General features: G+C 69.3%; 18 protein-coding genes. 12 read left to right on the top strand and 6 right to left on the bottom strand.

The features are described 5' to 3' along the window. The first annotated feature begins 179 nt into the window (after positions 1-179). On the top strand, positions 180-929 hold the full coding sequence (gene pxpB / locus NPA30_RS05330; RefSeq protein WP_256801321.1) for a 5-oxoprolinase subunit PxpB: 750 nt from the start codon (positions 180-182) through the stop codon (positions 927-929). Continuing rightward, positions 926-1864, top strand: a complete 939-nt coding sequence (locus NPA30_RS05325; protein WP_256801320.1) for a 5-oxoprolinase subunit C family protein — start codon at positions 926-928, stop codon at positions 1862-1864. The genes pxpB and NPA30_RS05325 overlap by 4 nt, the downstream gene beginning before the upstream one ends. A 37-nt stretch (positions 1865-1901) precedes the next feature. Here the strand turns inward: NPA30_RS05325 and NPA30_RS05320 are convergent, their stop codons facing one another. Genes NPA30_RS05320 through NPA30_RS05310 form a run of 3 tightly spaced genes read right to left on the bottom strand, consistent with a single transcriptional unit; the run spans position 1902 to position 4746 of the window. After that, complete coding sequence (locus NPA30_RS05320) at positions 1902-2828, bottom strand: dihydrodipicolinate synthase family protein (protein WP_256801319.1); 927 nt, start codon at positions 2826-2828, stop codon at positions 1902-1904. A gap of 46 nt (positions 2829-2874) precedes the next feature. Further along, a complete protein-coding gene (locus NPA30_RS05315) occupies positions 2875-4017 on the bottom strand; it encodes a M24 family metallopeptidase (RefSeq protein ID WP_256801318.1) in 1143 nt (380 codons plus the stop codon). A 27-nt stretch (positions 4018-4044) separates the two neighbouring features. Further along, a complete protein-coding gene (locus NPA30_RS05310) occupies positions 4045-4746 on the bottom strand; it encodes a type 1 glutamine amidotransferase (protein ID WP_256801317.1) in 702 nt (233 codons plus the stop codon). A gap of 114 nt (positions 4747-4860) precedes the next feature. On the opposite strand from NPA30_RS05310, the gene NPA30_RS05305 reads away from it, so the two are divergent. After that, positions 4861-5631: a LamB/YcsF family protein gene (locus NPA30_RS05305; protein WP_256801316.1), complete on the top strand. Its 771-nt coding sequence runs from the start codon at positions 4861-4863 to the stop codon at positions 5629-5631. 63 nt (positions 5632-5694) lie between these two features. On the opposite strand, the gene NPA30_RS05300 is transcribed toward NPA30_RS05305, so the two are convergent. The 3 genes from NPA30_RS05300 to NPA30_RS05290 are packed head-to-tail and all read right to left on the bottom strand — an operon-like array spanning position 5695 to position 8572. Further along, positions 5695-6594 (bottom strand): NAD(P)-dependent oxidoreductase, encoded by a 900-nt coding sequence (locus tag NPA30_RS05300; RefSeq protein ID WP_256801315.1) that lies wholly within the window; start codon positions 6592-6594, stop codon positions 5695-5697. Positions 6595-6608: 14 nt separating this feature from the next. Continuing rightward, on the bottom strand, positions 6609-7925 hold the full coding sequence (locus tag NPA30_RS05295; protein ID WP_256801314.1) for a Zn-dependent hydrolase: 1317 nt from the start codon (positions 7923-7925) through the stop codon (positions 6609-6611). Further along, positions 7922-8572, bottom strand: a complete 651-nt coding sequence (locus NPA30_RS05290; RefSeq protein ID WP_256801313.1) for a GntR family transcriptional regulator — start codon at positions 8570-8572, stop codon at positions 7922-7924. The genes NPA30_RS05295 and NPA30_RS05290 overlap by 4 nt, the downstream gene beginning before the upstream one ends. A gap of 226 nt (positions 8573-8798) precedes the next feature. Here NPA30_RS05290 and NPA30_RS05285 point away from each other — a divergent pair, with 226 nt between their 5' ends. From NPA30_RS05285 to NPA30_RS05245, 9 genes are all read left to right on the top strand, one after another. Then, a complete protein-coding gene (locus NPA30_RS05285) occupies positions 8799-9977 on the top strand; it encodes a M24 family metallopeptidase (protein WP_256801312.1) in 1179 nt (392 codons plus the stop codon). A gap of 46 nt (positions 9978-10023) precedes the next feature. Next, on the top strand, positions 10024-11583 hold the full coding sequence (locus NPA30_RS05280; protein WP_256801311.1) for an ABC transporter substrate-binding protein: 1560 nt from the start codon (positions 10024-10026) through the stop codon (positions 11581-11583). Positions 11584-11592: 9 nt separating this feature from the next. After that, the gene (locus NPA30_RS05275; protein ID WP_256801310.1) at positions 11593-12543 is read left to right on the top strand and encodes an ABC transporter permease; all 951 of its coding nucleotides are present in this window, start codon (positions 11593-11595) and stop codon (positions 12541-12543) included. Continuing rightward, positions 12536-13354 (top strand): ABC transporter permease, encoded by an 819-nt coding sequence (locus tag NPA30_RS05270; protein ID WP_256801309.1) that lies wholly within the window; start codon positions 12536-12538, stop codon positions 13352-13354. The genes NPA30_RS05275 and NPA30_RS05270 overlap by 8 nt, the downstream gene beginning before the upstream one ends. After that, the gene (locus tag NPA30_RS05265) at positions 13354-15000 is read left to right on the top strand and encodes a dipeptide ABC transporter ATP-binding protein (RefSeq protein WP_256801308.1); all 1647 of its coding nucleotides are present in this window, start codon (positions 13354-13356) and stop codon (positions 14998-15000) included. Before NPA30_RS05270 ends, NPA30_RS05265 begins: the two co-directional genes overlap by 1 nt. Continuing rightward, entirely contained in the window at positions 14997-16229 is a 1233-nt protein-coding gene (locus NPA30_RS05260; RefSeq protein WP_256801307.1) for a M20 family metallopeptidase, read from the top strand. Before NPA30_RS05265 ends, NPA30_RS05260 begins: the two co-directional genes overlap by 4 nt. Next, positions 16226-17434 (top strand): M24 family metallopeptidase, encoded by a 1209-nt coding sequence (locus NPA30_RS05255; protein WP_256801306.1) that lies wholly within the window; start codon positions 16226-16228, stop codon positions 17432-17434. Before NPA30_RS05260 ends, NPA30_RS05255 begins: the two co-directional genes overlap by 4 nt. Before the next feature lie 449 nt (positions 17435-17883). Continuing rightward, positions 17884-18741: an ABC transporter substrate-binding protein gene (locus NPA30_RS05250; protein WP_256801574.1), complete on the top strand. Its 858-nt coding sequence runs from the start codon at positions 17884-17886 to the stop codon at positions 18739-18741. Next, the gene (locus tag NPA30_RS05245; protein WP_256801305.1) at positions 18741-20333 is read left to right on the top strand and encodes an amino acid ABC transporter permease/ATP-binding protein; all 1593 of its coding nucleotides are present in this window, start codon (positions 18741-18743) and stop codon (positions 20331-20333) included. Before NPA30_RS05250 ends, NPA30_RS05245 begins: the two co-directional genes overlap by 1 nt. Positions 20334-20344 lie beyond the last annotated feature (11 nt).

The raw sequence follows: 20344 nt of genomic DNA, 5'->3' as shown, positions 1-20344 counted from the left end.
ACGTTTACTTCCGCACCCATTTCTGACGACCAGCGTGGACCGATCGCAGACGAACACCCGAATGAAGAGGCGGTCACACTGACCATCGTTGCCAACGGTACACTGTCGGCATACCTTGAACCACGATCCGACAGAATTCAGCTTTAGCTTCCATTCGTCGTGCTAGAGGCTCTGACATCGTGCCCGGCAATTTCGATGCGATCGGGATTGAGTATAGGTTCGCCTCGTGTGGAGAGAGCGCGCTGGCCGTGGTGTTCGGCGAGGGTATCGACCCCATCATCAGCCGCCGCGTAATGGCGCTGACGCAGTCGCTGCAGGATGCGCCCCTGCCGGATGTCGTCGAGGTGGTGCCGACCTACGGGTCGCTGCTGGTAATGTTCGACGTGGAGCGAGTCGACGGCACCATGATCGTGGCCGCGCTGCGTGAAAGGCTGGCGACGTGCGCCCAGTTGGAACATCAGCAGCCGCTCGTTACCGTGCCGGTGATGTACGAGGGGGAGGCGTGCCTCGATCTTGAGGCTCTAGCTAAGGCCAAGGATCTGACGGTTGAGGCGGTCATCGCACTTCACCTCGAGCCGGAGTACCGGGTCTACATGATCGGCTTCGCGCCAGGCCTTGCCTATCTCGGCGGCCTCCCGGAAGCGCTGCACACGCCGCGCAAGCCGGCGCCGCGCCAGCGCGTGCCGGAGGGCGCCATCGGCATCGGCGGCGCGCAGGGCAGCATCAACTCGGTGCCCGGCCCGAGCGCCTGGCACTTCATCGGACAGACTCCGCTGCGCCTGTTCGAGCCCCGGCGGCCGCAACCGTTCCTGCTCACGGCCGGCGCCCGGGTCCGCTTCCGACGGATCGACCGGGAGGAGTTCGCAACCCTGCGCGCGACGGCCGAAGCCGAAGGCGAAAACTACATCACTGAGGCGGAGCGGACATGACCGGGCAACTCCGCGTGCTGACGGCGGGACCGATGACGACGGTGCAGGACCTCGGCCGCTTCGGATTCCTGCGCTTCGGCGTCTCGGCCTCCGGCCCGATGGACAGCGCGGCCCTGGCTGTGGCCAACGCTCTTGTCGGCAACGCTCCCGGTGATGCCTGCCTTGAATTCGCGCTGACCGGCGGCAGCTTTGCGGTCACACGCCCGGCGCTCGTTGCCGTCACTGGCGGCACGGTGGAGATCTGCCGTGACGGACGGCGGCTGCCGGCCTGGGAGGCCCATCCGGTCGAGCCTGGATCGCGAATCACCGTCAGTGGGCTTGCCGGCGCTGTCTGGGGCTATCTCGCCGTCTCCGGCGGTCTCGCCACCCCACCGGTGATGGGCAGCCGCGCCACGCACCTGCGCAGCGCCGTCGGAGGCCTCGAAGGCCGGTCGCTGCGGGCCGGCGACGCGTTGCCGCTGGGCGACGACCCGCACGCCGTGCCGAAGCGGCTGGTTCTGCCCTTCCGCCCGCAGCGCGGACCGATCCTGGTGGTACCCGGACCCCAGGAGGATCACTTTGCTCCGGCGGTGTGGCGCACCTTTCTCGGCGGCGATTTCGCCGTCACCGCGATGCGCGATCGCATGGCGATGACGCTGGACGGACCCTCGCTGCCCGCGACGCGCGGCCACGACATCGTGTCCGACGGCACTGTGATGGGCTCTATCCAGGTGGCGCCGACGGGGCGGCCGATCGTTCTGATGGCCGACCGTCAGACCACCGGCGGCTTTGCGAAGATCGCGACGATCGTCTCGCACGAGATCGCCCGGCTGGCGCAGACGCCGGCGGGCCGCCTGGTCCGCTTCCGAGCGGTCGACGCCGAAACAGCCGTGCAGCGCGAGCGCGAAGCGCGAGCCCGTCTGGACGAGGCGATTGCGACCCTGCGGCCGGCCTGACTCGCTCCCGCCGCGGGTGCGCGGGGCCGGCGTTGCGTCAGTTAAGCTCGGCCAGCCGGCGCTCGAGCCGGGCGAGCAGGCGCTCGACTTCCGCCAAGGCTTCCGGCGCCAGCTCCGCCCCGGGCCGACGCAGCGCCGGCGAGGCGATGGCGCCGCGTTTGGCTAGGACGTGCTTGCGCACCGAGAGCCCGACCCCCGGCTGCTGCTCGTAACGCACCAGCGGCAGATAGGCGTCGAAGAGGTCCTGCGCCCGGTCGAGATTGCCAGCCTGCGCCAGGCGTACCACCTCGACCAGCATTTCGGGGAAGGCGAAGCCCGTCATCGCGCCGTCGGCGCCCCGGGCCACCTCCTCGGGCAGGAACAGGCCTCCATTGCCGCACAAGATCGACAGCCGGCGAGCGCCCGCCGCCTCGGCCGAGCGCAACGCGGTGATCTTGGCCAAACCCGGCCAGTCCTCGTGCTTCAGCATCACCACCTGCAGCAGATCGCGGGCAATGTCGAGGATGACCTTCGGGTGGATCTGAACGGAGGTGGAGAGCGGGTAGTCCTGCAGCACGATCGGCACGCCGGAACCGATGCTCTCCGCGACGTCGCCAAAATAGCCGCGGATCTCGGCATCGGTGCGCAGCGAAGGGGTCGGTGCCACCATCACGCCGGCGGCGCCGAGATCCATAACCGCGGCCGACAGCTCCGCGATGGCGGCTAGACCGGGCGCCGAGACCCCGACCACGACGGGAACCGCAACGGCCCGGCCGATCACCCGCTCGGCGACTTGGCGTGCCTCGGCCTGCGTCAGCTTGGGCGCCTCCCCCATCATGCCGAGAATGGTGATGCCGCTCACCCCGGCGTCGAGATAGAAGTCGGTCATCCGGTCGAGGCTGTCGACGTCGATGGCGCCGGTGGCTGTAAAGGGCGTCACCGCGATGACGAAGACGCCGCTTGCCGATGCGGTCAGAAGGGCCATGAGGTGTCCTTGTACTTCGGCCGGCTGGGGATCGGCCGCTCCGGGATCATGCCGCGGCGGGACAAACGAAGAGCTGCCGCGGGAAGGTGGTCAGCCGCTCGGTTCCCTCGGCTGTGACCGCGACGGTCTCGGACATGCCGAAGCCCCGGGCCAGGACATAGGTGTGGAACACCATCCCCGGCTCGAACGACCAGTCGGCCTGCGGATGCGCCTCCAGCGGCTCCCCGCCGTTCGGCTGCAGCATCAGCCCGACCGAATAGAAGGTCTTGTTGGTGTAGGTCTCGCGCAGGCCCGCCGACAGCACGCCGTCGCGGTAGATCGCGTCCGGCACGCGCGCCCGAACGCCCGGGCGGACCTCGGCGATCGCCGCGTCCTGGATCCGGATCAGCGTCTCGACCGTGCGGTGGTCGGCTTCCGTCGCCTTGGCAACGCGAAACGGCCGCATGAAGCGGGCGTGATAGTGCCGGCTGTTCGGCGTCACCTCCAGCTGGACGACGTCGCCGCGCTCCAGCACCCGGTCGCTGTAGCCGCCATGCAGGTGGAAGGCCCGCTCGCCGGAGGACAGGACTCCGGGGCCCGGCAGGTCCGACCCCGCCCGAACCATCGCCGCGCAGACCTCGGCCGCCAGCCGCCGCTCGCTGACGCCGACCCCGATGCAGTCGACGGCAGCGCGCATCCCGGCCTCGGCCGCCTTGGCCGCCCGCCGCTGATAGGCGATCTCGGCCGGCGACTTGATGAATCGCATGGGAGTGACGAGATCGCTCTGATTGACCAGGCGCGCCTCCGGCAGGCCGGCCTTGATCGCTTCCCAGCGCTCAGCGTTGAGGACCCAGGCGTTCATCTCGACGCCGAGGGCTGACGAACGTCCGACACGCGAGCGGATCGCCTGCAGGGCAACCGCAATCCGGTCGTCGCTGTCCGACCACATCACCCGGTCGGCGAAGACGCAGGTCGAGTCGAGATAGTACTCCTCGACGTCCCGGCAGAACAGCGTCGGCTCCCCATCCGCCGGGACGATGGCGAACTGGAAGGTGCCGTAGCCGCGGGTGAAGTAGCCGGTCAGCCAGGTGACCGTCTCGGGCAGGAAGGCGAGCAGCGCGTCGAGCCGCCGGCGACGCAACTCCGCCTGCACGCGCGCCAGCCGCGCCAGATACTCCGAGCGGTCGAACCAGTAGGCCGTCTGCACCACAGTCCTGTCTCCCTTACCGTTGGCCGTTCAGCCCCGCTGGACGAAATCGCCGAAGCGGGTCAGCATCGTCTTGGCCTCCGCCGCCTCTTCGGCGGCCGCGATGAACTGGTCGACGTCGCCGCCGTCGGCTTCCATCCGGGCGCGATTCTCGCCGAACCAGACCGGGGCTTGGGCTCGCGTCACCTCCGGATGACCCTGGATGCCCCAGGCGGGCACCCCACGGTGCCGCCACACCTGGTTCGGGCAGTCGTCGGAGGCGGCGAGGATCAGCATGTCCGGATGGTCGTGCCGCACCTCGTCATTGTGCCAGACGAACATCCGCACGGTGTGGCCCCAGTCGGCGGCGAGCGCGTCCTGCGCTGCTGCGGCGCTGACCGCGAGCGGCTTGTAGCCGATCTCGCAGCGGCTGCGCCGGAACACTTGGTCCCGCCCGCACAGAGCCGAAGCGAGAATCTGGCTGCCGAAGCAGATGCCGAGCATCGGGATGGCGCGCTCGGCGGCGTCACGGATGAGTTCGTGCTCCCGCAGGATGAACGGAACGTCTTCGTAGGCACCGTGTGGACTGCCCGACAGAAAGATGCCGTCATAGCCGTCCAGAGACTGCGGGAACTCGCCGCCGAAGGCCCAGCGTCGGTCGACGGCGAGACCCCAGCTCTCGAACCGCTCGTCCAGCCTGGCCACCGACTGCAGGCGCCGCCCGTTGCCGAGATAAAGAAGTCGTTTCGCCACCGCCGTCACCGTCTTTCCTGTCGTAGGCCTTTGGTATACCAATGGTCTTCCAGATGACAACCGGTTTCTGATCTGTCGCCTCCGGGCATTTGGAGGCTTCGAAGGCACGCACGTATGCAGATCGATCTGAACGCCGACCTCGGCGAGGGCTTCGGTCCCTGGAGCATGGGAGACGACTCGGCGATGCTGGCGATCGTCACCACCGCCAATATCGCATGCGGCCTGCACGCCGGCGATCCAGCGATCATGCGCAGGACCGTCGCAGCCGCGCGCGAACGTGGCGTCGCGGTGGGTGCCCATCCCGGCTATGCCGATCTGGCCGGGTTCGGCCGGCGGCCGCTCGCCGGGGTGACCGACCGCGAGATGGAGACGCTCGTCGCCTATCAGGCCGGCGCACTCGCTGGCATCTGCGCCCTAGAAGGCCATTCGATGACACATGTGAAGACGCATGGGGCGCTTGGCAACGCCTGCGCGGACGATGACGCGCTGGCGCTGGCGGTGGCTCGCGGCATTCGCGCCGTCGACCCCGGCCTCGCCTTCATCGTGATGCCGGGCACAGCCACCGAGCGCGCCGCCGAGCGGCTCGGCTTGCGTCCGATCCGCGAGGTCTATGCCGACCGGACCTATGCCGACAGCTTCAACCTGACGCCCCGCAGCCGGCCGGACGCCGTCCTGCACGACCCGCAGGAGGCGCTGGCGCGGGTGGTGGCGATGGTGCGCGAGCGGCGCATCCTGTCCACCACCGGCAAGGCGCTCTCGGTCGAGATCGATTCGGTCTGCGTGCATGGCGACAGTCCGAACGCGGTGGCGATGGCTCAGGCCTTGCGCGACGGGCTGGAGGCGGAGGGTTTTGCGGTTCGCCCGTGCCGGTCGGGCGTCGACTGACCAGTCCGCCGACGGGCAAAGCCGTCGGCCGAGCCTCCACTGTCTAAGGCTGCGTCGGACGTTTCAGGCTGCGCCGAGCGCTTCCACGACCGCCTCGGCCACGGCAATGCCGGTGCGCCGCAGCGCCTCCTCGGTGCTGCCGCCGATGTGTGGCGTCAGGATGAGATTCGGCGCGCGGCAGAGCGGACTGTCCACCGGCAGCGGCTCCTGCCGGAACACGTCGAGCGCCGCGGCGCGCAGCCTGCCGGAGGCCAGTGCCTCGACCAGCGCCGCCTCGTCGATCAGCGCGCCGCGGGCGGTGTTGATCAGGATCGCCCCCTGCCGCAGCCGGGCGAATTCGGCAGGGCCCAGCAGCGGCGCCTCGGCCGGTACGCCGTGCAGCGACAGGACGTCCGCCACGTCGAGCAGCGTGTTGGGATCCGGTGCGGCTTCCATCCCCGCCGCGCCGAGCGCCGCCGGATCGGCATGTGCCGACAGGACCATCACGCGCATGCCGAGCGCCTGCGCCAGCCCGCCGAGCCGCTCGGCGATCCGCCCGTAGCCCCACAGGCCGAGGCAGCGGCCCTGCAGCTCAAGCCCCCCGACCCGCTCGCGAAAGCCTGCATCGCCGGCGCGCAGCGCCGCGTCGGCCGTTGGGATCTGCCGCGCCGCGGCGAACATCAGGCCGAGCGCGTGCTCGGCGACGCTCTGCGCATTGGTGCCCGGCGTGTTGACGATGCGGATGCCGCGGGCGGCGGCCGCCGCCCGGTCGATGTGGTCGGTGCCGGTGCCGTGCGAGCCGATCACCCGGAGCCGCGGCGCGGCGGCCATCGCCGCCGCCGGGAAGCCCAAGTTACGGGTGACCACCGCGTCGGCGTCGCCGAGCAGCGGCGCCAGACAGTCCAGACTCGCGGTCGCGGCGGAGCGCACCTCCAGCCCGGCTTTGCGCAGGATGCGGATGCCGGCCGGATCGATCGGCTGCACCAGCACGCACACCGTCACGGTGCGGGCCGCAGCTCGCGCAGGCAGAAGGCCGCCAGGATCCGGCAGGCGGCAGCGAAGTCGGCCATCTCCATCGCCTCGCGCGGATTGTGGCTGCCGTTGCGGTTGCGGATGAACAGCATGCCGGTCGGAATGCCCGCTTGGGCGAACACCGCCGCGTCATGGCCGGCGCCGCAGGGCATCACCAGGGTCGGCACGTCGTCCCGCTCGGCCAGAGCAGCGAAGGCCTCGATGATTTCGGGATCCATCAGCGCCGGCTGGCTGGAGGTCTCCTCGCCAAGCTCGAAGCGCACCCCCTGCTCCCGTTCGATCGACGCGACGGCGCGCGCCAGTTCGGCGCGCATCAGCGTCAAGGTCTCGGTGCTCTGGCTGCGCACGTCGAGCGAGAAGTCGACCCGCCCAGCGATCTTTGAGAAGGCTGCCTCCGCCGCGTCGGTGGCGAGCTGGCCGAAGGTGACGACGAGATCGTGCCCGGCTTCGGCAAGTCGGAACCAAGAGTCGTCAAGCGCCACCATCAGCCGGGCCACGGCCAAGGCCGCGTCGCGGCGGCTCCGGCGCGGCGTCGCGCCGGAGTGGGCGTAGACGCCGAGGCAGCGGGCCTGTCGGTGGCGGAAACTCCCGCGGATGCCGGTGACAATGCCGACTGGCCGCGCCTCGTCGACCAGCGCTGGCCCCTGCTCGATATGCGGTTCGATGAAGACGCCGACCCGCCTTTGATCGAGAAACGCCTCCCGGCGGCGCAGCGCGGCGGTGTCGCCGCCGGCGGCGTCGATCGCGGCGCCGAGCCGGATCAGGTCGCCGGCGCGCAGCACGCCATCGAGTTCACTGCCCTCGAGGCGCCCCAGCGCCGCTCGGCTGCCGATATAGGAGGCGCCGAACCAGGTGCTCTCCTCAGCCCGGATCGCCGCCACCGTCAGATCCTGCGGCGGCAGGATCCCCGCGCGGCGATAGCCAGCGGCGACCGCGAGCCCCGCCAGCACCCCGGCAGCGCCATCAAAATTGCCGCCGAGCGGTACCGAGTCGAGATGCGAACCGACGAAGATCGCCGGCCGCCGCTCCGCACCGTCGGGGCCGGTTCGTAGCGTGGCGTAGAGGTTGCAGCCGGCGTCGGTCTCGCAGGTCATGCCGAGGCGGTTCGCCTCACGGCGCACCATGTCGTGCGCGATCTGCTCGCCGAGACCGTAGGACGCACGGGTGATGCCGGCCGCCGTGCCGGTGCGCTCGCGTAGCTCGGCGAACAGCTTCTCGGCGAGCGCGATGTCCGGCTCGGGAACGGCGGCAGGGTTCGGTGCGGGCCGGATGGAGGCGATCATGTGCGGGTCAGTCTCCGAACGATGCTGTCGCGCACCCGGCTGAGATGGGCACTCATGGCACTCGCGGCGGCCTCGCCATCTCCCGACTCGACCGCGGCGATGATCGTCAGATGCTCCTGGCAGGTGTCGGCGAGCCGCTCCGGCATGCTGCGCAGGTCGAACATCTGGGTCTGGCGGCGCAGCGTGCGAATGATCGTGGCGAGCTGTGGGTTGCCCGACATGTCGGCCAGCAGGCCGTGCAGACTCTCGTCCACCTCGCGCACGAGCGCACGATCGGCGCGCTCGGTCTCCGATCGCTTCAGGATGTCTTCAACCTCCGCACGCAAGCGCTGCGTCACCGTGGCGTCGACCCCGCCGGCGGCCATGCGCGCCACCGCGGGCTCGAGCAGCAGCCGGATCTGCAGCGCATCCATGTAGTCCTCGATCCGCATCTGCTTGATCTGCAGCGCTCGCCCCTGCCGCAGCAGCAGCCCCTCGCCCTCCAGCATCAACAGCGCATCACGCACCGGCGTGCGCGACATGCCGAGCTCGTCGGCCAGCCGGCGCTCATTGACCACCTCGCCGGGACCGGCCCTGCCGCGCAGGATCAGGTCCAGGATCTGCTCATAGGCCTGGAGCGCCAGACGCTTCTCGGGGGTACCCAACATGTACTGTGCTTCCTGATGATCCCGCCGGCAAAAAAATTCGGCTCTTCTTCTCACGCCGGGCCGCGCCCTCCCAGCCCTTCCTCAAGACGGTCCGAATTTTCCCGCGCCGCTTCGTATTCCAACGGTTGACGATTGGTATACCGACTCGTACGGTCAGTTCAACCGGACCGGCAAGACGCTTTCGCGACGGTCGACGGATCCTGCCATGTGTTGAAGGACGCTTCGATTGGTCGCCGCACCGGGCTCTCAGCTGCCGTTCGCCCGCACCGAGCATCTGGATCGCCAGAAACGCCTGCGGGCCGCGCTCGCCGAACGCGGCTTCGATGCGATGCTGGTGTTCTCGCAGGAGAGCCTGTTCTGGCTGACCGGCTATGACACCGGCGGCTTCGTCTTCTTCCAATGTGCCGTGGTGACCGCGGACGAGCGGCCGATCGTCCTCCTCACCCGACGTCCGGATCTTCTGCAGGCACGTCAGACCTCGACGATCGAGGACATCCGCATCTGGTGGGACGCCGACGACGCCAACCCCGCCGCCGATCTGAAGGCGATCCTCGCAGAGCTGGGACTCGCCGGAGGACGCATCGCGATCGAGCTGAACACCCACGGCCTCACCGGCTGGAACCTGTGGCGCTGCCAGGCGACCTTCGGTGACTGGTGCCAGCTGGAGGACGATGGCCACCTGATCCGACGGCTGCGCGTGGTGAAGTCGCCGGCCGAGATCGCCTACATGCGCAAGGCGGGCGAGATCTGTGACCGGTCGCTCGACCAGGTGATCGAGCTGGCGCGGCCCGGCCTCCTCGACAGCGAGATCAAGTCCGCCTACCTCGGCTCGATCCTCGCCGATGGCGCCGACATGCCACCGAACGCGCCGATCTTCAACTCGGGAGAACGGGCAGTCTACGGCCGCGGCGTCACCGCGCCGCGGCGCCTGGAGGCGCAGGACCAGCTGCTGGTCGAGTATCCGGTTCCCTATCGCCACTACAACGTCAAGACCGAGTGGACGATCCTGTTCGGGGCGGTGCCTGATCGACAGCGCCGGATGTACGACGTGGCGCGCGAGACCCTCGCTAGGATGACCGAGCTCGCCCGGCCGGGCACGACCCTCGGCGCGATCTTCGACGCCTATGCCGACGGGCTCGACGCGGCCGGCTATCGCGCCTCGCGCTATGGCGCCACCGGCTACTCGGTCGGCATCTCCTTCGCGCCAACCTCGATGGACGTGCCGCCGATGATCTACGCCGGCAACGCCACCGTCTGCGAGCCGGGTATGACGCTGTTTTACCACGTGATGAACGGCGACGGCGACACCGGCCTCGCGATGGGCGTCGGCCACACCCTGCTCGTCACCGACTGTTCGCCGGAGCTGCTCACCGGGCTGCCGGACGAACTGACCGTAGTTTCCTGATCCACCGAGCGGCCGCGACGGCCGGTGCCGAAGAGGAGTGCCTGCGATGACCCACTTCACCCTGACCCGCCGCCACGTCTTGCTGGGCGGCCTTGCGGCGGCGGCGCTGCTGCCGCATGCCGGCTTCGCCCAGACCGGCACGACCGCGGCCGGCACGCCCAAGTCCGGCGGCACGCTGCGCATCAGCCATTCCACGCGCATCGCGACGCTGAACGTCCTCAACCTGTCGGGACCGGCGGAATATCCAGTCGCCGACATGATCTATTCTGGGCTGACCCGCATCGGCCTCGACAACAAGCCGCACCCGGATCTGGCGACCAGCTGGGAGGCGTCGGACGACGCCAGCGAATTCACCTTCCATCTGCGCGACAACGTCACCTTCCACGACGGCCAGCCCTTCACCGCGGACGACGTCGTCGCCACCTTCAAGGCGATCCTCAACCCTGACGTACCGGCCGCCGCGCGCTCGGTGCTCGACATGGTTGACGCGATCGAGGCGGTCAACCTGCTGACCGTGCGTTTCAAGCTGAAGACGCCGTTCGCGGACCTGCCCTTCTCCACCGCCCACGCCAATGCGCGGATCCTGTCCAAGGCGGCGCTGGAGAAGCCGCTGACCGAGCTCGACACCAAGGCGAACGGCACCGGCCCGTTCAAGCTCGAGACCTATGACAGCGCCCGGATGGTGCGGCTGGTGAAGAACGAGACCTACTACCAAGAGGGCAAGCCGTATCTCGACGCCGTCGAGATGCTGCTGTTCCCCGACCTGACGGCCGAGACCGCCAACTTCCTGTCCGGCCAGACCGACATTATGCTGACCGTGCAGCAGGCGGACTTCCAGCGCATCGCCGGCGCCGCTGGCGTTGAGGCCAAGCGCGTGCCGGCCGGGCGCTACGTCTGCGTCGTCATGCGCCAGGACCAGAAGCCGTGGGACGACGTGCGGGTGCGCAAAGCGTTGTCGATGGCGGTCGACCGCGGCCTGCTGGTCGACGTGATCTTGGAAGGCCTCGGCCGCCCGGCCTATGACAGCATCGTGGCGCCGGAGCTGGAATTCGCCACCGACAAGCCAGAGATCGCCTACGATCCGGAGGGCGCCAAAAAGCTCCTCGCCGAAGCGGGCTATCCGGACGGCCTCAAGCTCACCCTCGTCGCCTCCGATCGCCCGGCGATCCGCGCCCAGACGGCGATCGCGCTGAAGCAGACGGCCGCCGCAGGCGGCTTCGACCTGACGATCCAGACCATGCCGCACGACACCTACCTCGCCAATGTCTGGCAGAAGGGGGCCTTCTACATCGGCTATTGGGGCATGCAGCCGACCATCGACGCGACCTACAACCTGCTTCTCACATCGGACGCCTCCTACGAGGACACCGCGTGGAAGAACAAGGAGTTCGACGCGCTGGTTGCGAAGGGCCGGGCGACCGTCGACCCGGCCGAGCGCGCCAGGATCTATGCCGAGGCGCAGGCGCTCGAGCTGGAGGACCGGCCCTACATCGTGCCGTTCTTCGAGGACGTGCTCACCGCAAACCGCGACGGCACGGAGAACTGGAGCGTGGCCCCGATCAGTCGCTACTTCTACGTCGAAGATGTCTGGCTCGACCGAGCCTGAGGTCTCCGCGTGAGTCTTGCCTACCTCCTGCGCCGGCTCGGCGGCATCCTGATCGTTCTCGCGATCGTCACCCTGGCGGTGTTCGCGGTGACGATGGTGCTGCCGGGCAACGCCGCGCTGATGATCCTCGGCGAATATGCGACGCCGGAGTCGCTGGCCGCCATGGAACGGCAGCTCGGCCTCGACCGGCCGGTGCCGCTGCAGTATCTCGACTGGGTGTCGGGCGCGCTGCACGGCGACTTCGGCATGTCGCTGCGGCTTTCGCTGCCGGTGTCGCAGGTGGTGGGCGAGGCGTTCTGGAACTCGGCCGCGCTCGCCGGGACCGCACTGGCGGGCGTCATCATCGTGGCGATCCCTCTTGGCGCGGTCGCCGCACTGCGTCGCGGCACGCTCTGGGACCTGCTGATCGGGCTGTTCTCGTACATCGGGACGGCGATGCCGGAATTCGTCACGGCGACGCTGCTCCTCATCGTCTTCGCAGCGCCGAGCGCGCCGGTCTTCCCGGCCGGCGGCTTCGTCTCGCCCGTCGAGGACATCGGCGGCTTCCTCTCCCATGTCGTGCTGCCGGCAACCACTCTCGGGCTGATCCTCGTCGCCCACATCTCACGCCAGGTGCGCAGCGAAATGTCGGAGGTGCTGTCCTCCGACTACATCCGCGCCGCCCGGCTGAAGGGCTTGCGCCCGGGCCGGGTGATCCGCCGGCACGCGCTGCCGAACTCGCTCGCGCCGGCGATCGCGGTGATCTCGCTCGACGTCGGCTACCTGCTCGGCGGCATCATCGTGGTGGAGGAAATTTTCGCCTGGCCCGGCCTCGGGCGCCTGCTGATCTATGCGCTGCAGAACCGCGACCTGCCGGTGATCCAGGCCGTGACCCTGCTGATGGCCGTGGTCTACGCCCTGTCCAATCTCGTCGCCGATCTGGTCATCGCGGCGCTCGACCCGCGGGTGCGTTATGCGTGAGATCCTGCGCAGCCCGACCGGCCTCGCCGGCTCGCTCCTGCTCGCGCTGGTCGTCGTGGCGGCCCTGTTCGGCCCCTGGCTCGCCCCCTACGATCCGCAGGCCTTTCATGCCACAGCCCGGCTGCAGGGGCCAAGCTGGGAGTTCCTGCTCGGCACCGACCAGTACGGCCGGGATCTGCTATCGCGGCTCCTGAACGGCGCGCCGGCTACCGTCTCGTTCGGCCTCGGCGCAACGATGCTCGGCGTCGGCGTCGGCGCCATCATCGGTGTCGTGGCCGGCGTCGCCGGCGGCACGGCGGATGCCGTCATCATGCGCATCCTCGACGGCGTCCTGGCGATGCCGGAGCTCCTGTTCACGCTGCTGATCGTCACATTGTTCGGCGGCGGCACCGGCCAGGCGATACTGGCGGTGGCGATCACCTTCGCGCCGGGGATGGCGCGCATCGCCCGAAGTGCCGTGCTGTCCGTGCGCACCCGCGAATACGTGCTGGCGGCGGTCGCCCGCGGCGAATCGCGGGCCTGGATCGTCGGCCGGGAGGTGCTGCCCAACGCGCTCGGCCCGATCATCGTTGAGGCGACGATCCGCGTCAGCTTCGCCATCATGATCGGCGCCACGCTCGGCTTCCTCGGTCTCGGCGCGCAGCCCCCCTCGACCGAGTGGGGCCTGATGGTCGCCGAGGCGCGGCAGTTCATGTTCCGCAACGCCTGGACCGTCGCCGTCCCCGGTGTCGCCATCGCGATCACCGCCATGGGCTTCAACCTCTTCGGCGACGCGTTGCGCGACGCGTTCGACCCGCGCAGGAGCCGCTGATGGAAAGCTCCAACCAGCGTCCCGTCCTCGAAGTTACGGACTATTCCCTCGCCTACGACACGCCCGACGGCCGCCGCGACGCGCTGAAGTCGGTGTCGCTGTCGATCCAGCGCGGCGAGACCCACGCGCTGGTCGGCGAGAGCGGCTCCGGCAAGTCGACGCTCGCCTGGTCGATCATGCGCCACCTGGCGCCGAACGCGGTGGAGCTGAGCGGGGCCATCCTCCTGTCGGGGGAGGACATGGTCGGCTCCACCACTGCGGAGATCGAGCGCGTGCGCGGCCGGCGCATCGCCATGGTGTTCCAGGACCCGAGCGCCTCGCTCAATCCCACCATGCGGCTCGGCGACCAGCTCGCCGAGGTGCTGATGCGCCATCGCGGCCTCGGCCGCGCGGCGGCCCTGCGCGAGGGTGAGGCGGCGCTGGCGCGCACTGGAATCGCCGATCCGGCGGCGCTGATGCGCCGCTACCCGCACGAGGCCTCCGGCGGCGAAAAGCAGCGGGTGGTGATCGCCACCGCTTTCGCCTGCAATCCGGAGCTGATCATCTTCGACGAGCCGACCACCGCGCTCGACATCCTGATCGCCAAGCAGATCCTCGAGCTGTTCGTGAAGCTGCGCGAGGAGACGGGCGTCGCCGCCCTCTACATCTCGCACGATCTCGGCCTCGTCGCCCGCATCGCCGACCGGGTGTCGGTGATCCACCGAGGCTCGATCGTCGAGAGCGGCCGGGCAGCGGAGGTGTTCCGCACGCCCCGACACGCCTATACCCGGGACCTTATCGCCGCGGTGCCGCGACCGGACGCCCGCATCGCTCTGCCGGTGCCGACCACCGACGCCGCCGTCTTCGCCGCCGAAGGCGTCGGCGTGCGCTACGGCGAGCCTGGCTGGCTCACCCGCCTGCTCGACCGCTCAGCCACCGCCCGTTACGGCGCCGAAGCGGTGAGCTTCACGATCCGGCCGGGCGAGCTGCTCGGTCTCGTCGGCGAGAGCGGGTCGGGCAAGTCGACGATCGCCAAAGCCGCGACCGGCCTCGTCGAGTTCGAGGGCCGCTTCGCCTTCAACGGTCGGCGCTTCGACGGCCGCCATGCCTTCGGCCCGAGCTATCGCCGGCACGTTCAGATCGTCTTCCAGCATCCCGATGGCAGCCTGAACCCGCGCCAGACCATCGGCGGGATCCTGTCGCGGCCGCTGAAGCTCTACGGCATCGTGCCGCGCCAGGCGGTCGGACGGCGGGTGGGCGAACTCCTGGAGATGGTGCGCCTGCCGGCCGACTACGCCAGCCGCTATCCGCACCAGCTCTCCGGTGGCGAGAAGCAGCGGGTAGCAATCGCCCGGGCTTTCGCGGCCGAGCCGAAGCTGGTGATCTGCGACGAGATCACCGCTGCGCTCGACGTCTCGGTGCAGGCGACGGTGGCCCGGCTGCTGGTCGACCTGCAGCGCGATTTCGGCGCCGCCTGCCTATTCATCACCCACGACCTCAACCTGATCCGGCAGCTGGCGCATCGCATCGCCGTGATGCAGCGCGGACACCTCGTCGACATCTTCGACGCCGCCGAGGCCGATGCGCCGGACCGCCACCCCTACACGCGCGCGCTGCTCGACGCGGTGCCGACGCCGGCAGAGATCGCGAAAGGACACTCCGCATGACCAGCAGCCCCGACCCGATCGCCCTCGCCCGCGGCATCGACGCCCGCGCCTGTCTGGCGACGCTCGCCGAGATGGTCCGCCACAAAAGCTACTCGCAGACGGCAGGCGAGCGGGCGCTAGCCGAGCGGATGGTCGAGATCATGCAGGACATGGGGCTCGACGAGGCCTACCTGATGCCGGTCGCCGACGGCCGGGTGAACGCCATCGGAGTCTGGAAGGGCACCGGCGGCGGCAAGAGCCTGCTGTTCAACGGCCATCTCGACACCAACCCGGCGACTGAGGGGTGGACGGTGGATCCCTGGGGCGGGCTGATCGACGACGCTTTCATCTACGGCATCGGCGTCTCCAACATGAAGGCCGGCGACGCCGCCTATCTCTGCGCCGTCCGCAGCCTGATCGAGGCGGGCGTGCGGCTGAAGGGTGACGTCATCCTGACCTTCGTGATCGGCGAGCTGCAGGGCGGCATCGGCACCCTGGCGGCGGTCAACGCGGGCCTGCGGGCCGACTACTTCGTCAATGCCGAGCCGTCCGACCTGCAGGCGATCACGATGCACGCCGCGGCCTTCACCTTCGTCATCGAGCTCGAGGGCGTCACCCGGCACCTGTCGAAGCGCGAGGCGGCGGTGGATGCGATCCGGGCCGCCTGCGACCTAGTGCCGGAGCTGACCGACCTTACCTTTTCCGACGCCCCGAGCGACGAGCACCGCTCTATCAACCGGGTGCATGTCGGGGTGATCCACGGCGCGCTTGGGCGCGACCTGCACGAATGGCGGCCGCCGCAGGTGGCCGATTTCGTGCGGCTCAAAGGCTCGGGCCGTTATGGCCCGGGCCAGACCGAGACCAACGCGCTGGCCGACCTTCGCCGCGTGCTCGACGGGCTGGAGGCACGCTGGCCCGGGCTGAAGGCCAGCCTGCGCACCGAGAAGCAGGAGGGGCGGCCGACGATGCCGGCCTTCGAGGTCACCAAGGACAGCCGCATCGTCACCGCGATCAACGCCGCCTACCAAGCGGTGCGCGGCGAGGCGCAGCCGACCGGCGCCATTCCGCCGCCCGGCTTCTTCGGCACCGACGCGGGACATCTCTACGCCGTCGGCGGGATGAAGGGCGTCGTCTGCGGCCCAGGCGGGCGCTACAATACCATGCCGGACGAGCGGGTCGACATCCCCGACTATCTCGACATGATCCGCATCTACCTCCTCACCCTCTGCGACATCTGCGAGCTGCAATGATCGACCTTGCGCAGGAGCATACCGGCCGAACCGGCTCCGGTCGGGCCGTCAGCCTGCGCTTTCCGGAGGCCGAGCACCGGGCGCGCATCGCCCGCACCCGGGCCGTCCTTGCCGAACGCGGTCTCGACGCCCTGCTCGTCTTCGCGCAGGAAAGCCACTACTACCTCACCGGCTTCGACACAGCCGGCTACGTCTTCTTCCAGGTTGGCATCGTCACCGCCGCGGACGAACTGGTGCTGCTCACCCGCACACCTGACAAGCGCCAAGCTGAAGTCGCCTCGCTTTACGACGATGTGCGGATCTGGCTGAACGCCGAGGACGCCGACCCGGCCCTCGACCTGCGCGCGCTCCTCTCCGAGCTCGGTCTTCAGGGCGCCCGCCTGGGTGTCGAGTTCGCGACGCACGGACTGACCGCCGCCAACGGACGCGCGGTGGAGGCGGCGCTCGCCGGCTTCGCCGTGCTGGAGGACGCCTCGGACGTGATCCGCCGTCAGCGGCTGGTGAAGTCGCCGCTCGAGCTCGACTACGTGCGGGCCGCCGGCCAGCTTGCCGACGCGGCGGTGGAGGCTACGCTCGCCGCCGCGGCGCCGGGCGTCTTCGACACGGCGCTGTCCGGCGCGGCGGTCACCGCGATGCTGGCCGGCGGCGCCGACATGCCGTCAGGTGGCCCGCTCCTCAATGTCGGGCCGCGGGCGCTGTTCGGGCGCGGCATCGGCGGTCCCCGGCGGATCGCCGAGACGGATCAGGTGCTGGTCGAGCTCGCCGCCTCGGCCTGCCGCTACCACGTGGTGATCGAGCACACCTTCGCGGTCGGGCGGGTCGACCCGCGGCAGCAGCGGCAGATGGCGGTGGCGATCGAGGCGCTGGAGCGGATCAAGGCGGCGGCGGTACCAGGCGAGCGGCTTGGCACGCTCGACGACATCCACCGCCGGGTGCTCGACACCGCCGGTTTCGCCCATGCCCGCTACGCCGCCTGCGGCTACGCGCTCGGCTGCACCTTCAAGCCGACCTGGATGGACGTGCCGCCGATGATCTACAGCGGCAACCCGCTGCTCCTGGAGCCGGGCATGGTGTTCTTCGTCCACATCATGATCCCGGACGCGACAACCGGCCTCGCCGCCGGCGTCGGCCAGACCTTCGCCATCCGTGAGCAGGGCATCGTCGAAACCTTCAGCGCTCTGCCGCTGCAGCTCTGGCAGGTCTGACAGGCGGAGCACCGCCGGGCGGATCGCGTTCGAACGCAACGCCCAAGCCGCTCCTCCGCCGTCCACGACGTCCGCAGATCCCCGCCGCCCGCTGAGGGTGACGAACCCCCTCGCCACGCCCTCCTCTCCATCGACCGTCCGCATGGCCCCACGCGAAGAGCCGATCGCTGGCGCCTCCACGGGGCGTCGGCGGCGGTCCGGTGCCGCTCCTGCCCAAGCGGACTCCAGCCTGCCGTCTGGCCGTGCAGCAACTGCCACGCGCTTCGGCAGCGAGGCCGCCGCTTACAAGGAACAGGGCAGCCCTGAACAATGCCGTCCGCCCGTTTCGGTCCTAATCTGCGTGGTGCAGCGCGTCATGCTGCCGAACGGACACCAGCTTGGAGAGGACCATGACCGAGGCGAAGACGAGAACACGGCAGGCGACGCTCGGCACCGCGGCAGCGGCGGGCATGCTGGCGGCACAGATTGCGGCCGCCGCCGGCCTGTCGGTTACGGGTGCGGCCGCGGCCGCTCCCGCGGCGCCCGCCGGCTGTGCGGCATTGCGCGACAAGTATCCCGAGCTCAACGGCAAGACGCTGGTCAACGCCATCAACCCGCACACCCCCGGCTACGAGGCGCTCGATCCTAACGATCCGTCGAAGTACATCGGTTTCGACATCGATCTCGGCGAGACGATCGGTGAGTGCCTGGGCTTCACGCTGACCTACAAGCCGGTGACCTTCGCCGCGCTGCTGACCACGCTTTCCGCCGGGCAGGCCGACATCGTCATCTCCGACATCTACGCCACGCAGGAGCGCGCCAAGGCGGCCGACTTCATCACCTACTCGAAGGTGTTCGACGGCGTGCTCGTCGCCAAGGGCAATCTGAAGAAGATCGACGGCATCAACATGTCGATGTGCGGCACGACGGCGGCCGAGAACACCGGCTATGTCGAGGTGCCGCTGATCCAGGACCTTGCGCCGAAATGCGAGGCGGAGGGCAAGCCCAAGCCCGAGATCCAGCTCTACGACAACAACGCCAACTGCATCCAGGCCATCCTCGCCGGCCGGGCCGACGTCTACATCAACGACGTCAATACCGTCGACCAGGCGGTGAAGGCCTACCCCGATCAGCTCGAGAAGGCGACGGCGGTCACCCTGCCCTACTCCGTCGGCATCGCGGTCCCGCGCGGCAACACCAAATTCCGCGACGCGGTGCTCGCGGCATTGACCGAGATCCAGAAGGCCGGGATCGAGACGGACCTCCTGAAGAAGTGGTCGCTGGACGCTGGTACACTGGAAGCGCCGAAGATCCTCTCGGTCGACTGATGGAGCTCTTCCTCCATTACCTGACAATGCCCTACCTGTTGTGGGGCATCGTCTTCACCATCGAGGTGACGGTGCTCGGTCTCCTCGGAGGCCTCGTCCTCGGTGTCGTCCTCGCGGCGATGCAGCTCAGCCGCTTCAAGGCATTGGCCATGCTGGCCCGCGGCTATACCATCATCTTCCGCGGCACGCCGCTGATCCTGCAGCTCGTCTTCGCCTATGATGCGCTGCCGCATCTCGGGCTGAAGCTGAGCGCGCTGGCCGCCGCAGGTCTGGCACTTGCGGCGAACGAAGCGCCGTTCATCGCCGAGATCGTGCGCGCCGGGGTCAGAAGCGTCGATCGCGGTCAGGTGCTCGCCGGCGAGGCGCTCGGGATGCGACCGTTCACGCTGATGCGCCACGTCGTGTCGCCGCAGGCGATCCGCTTCATGGTGCCGGCCTTCGGCAACGAGACAATCAGCGCTCTGAAGAACTCCTCGCTCGCCTCGGTCATCGCCGTGCAGGAGCTGACGCTTCGCTCCACCCAGCTCGCATCCTCGACGTTCGACTTCTTCTCGATCTTCTTCGCCTCCGGCCTGATGTATCTGGCGCTGACCGGAGCGGTGGCCGCGGCCCAGCTCATGGCCGAGGTGATGCTCGACCTCGATCATCCCACCCCGCAGGCCCGCTTCGCCCGTCTCATGCCCTGGCGCCGGGTCGCGGCGGAAGAACCGGTGATGCCGGCCGATGGCGAACCGCCGACCGAGACGGACGTGCCGTCGCAGGCTCCGCCCCATCTCGCCGTCGACCGCGCGAAGCGAGTCGAACGGCTGGCCGATGCCGCGGCGGCGGTCGAGATCTTCCGGTTGCGCAAGACCTATGGCCGACAGCTCGTCCTGAACGACCTGTCCCTTACGGTGCGCCTCGGCGAGGTGGTCGCACTTTTGGGCCCCAGCGGCTCCGGCAAGAGCACGCTCCTGCGCTGCATCAACCACATCGAGGAATGGGACGCCGGCACCATCCGGGTCACCGGCCGGCGGCTCGGCTTCGACGCGGCCGGACGAGCGCTCGGTCCCAAGGCCGTCGCCGACGAGCGCGCCAGGGTGGGGGTCGGCATGGTGTTCCAGCAGTTCAACCTATTCGCTCACCTGACCGCCAAGGAGAACATCGCCGGGCCGCTGCGCTGGGTGCATGGCATGCCGGCGGACAAGGCGGAGCGCCGGGCGATCGAGCTCCTGGAGCGTGTCGGCCTCGCCCATCGCGCCGACGCCCTGCCCCGCCACATGTCGGGCGGCCAGCAGCAGCGCGTCGCGATCGCAAGGGCAGTGGCCCCCGGCCCGAACGTGCTCCTGCTCGACGAGCCGACCTCGGCGCTCGACCCGGAGCTCGTCAGCGAGGTGCTCGACGTCATCCGCCGCCTCGCAGTCGAGGAGGGGCTCACCATGATCATCTCGACGCACCAGCTGCGCTTCGCCGAAGAGGTCGCCGACCGGGTGCTGTTTCTGGCCGGCGGGTCCATCGTCGAGGAGGGCCCGGCGCAGGAGATCCTTAGCAGGCCGAAGAACACCCGCACTAGGCGATTCCTGCAGATCATGGGCGCAAGCGAAGCCGTCTGACGCTGTCGTCC

Origin of the sequence: Mangrovibrevibacter kandeliae (assembly GCF_024519155.1) — a bacterium.
Lineage (GTDB): Bacteria > Pseudomonadota > Alphaproteobacteria > Rhizobiales > Rhizobiaceae > Mangrovibrevibacter > Mangrovibrevibacter kandeliae.
Note: the sequence above shows the minus strand (reverse complement) of the source record. Positions and strands in the feature narration are given on the sequence as shown.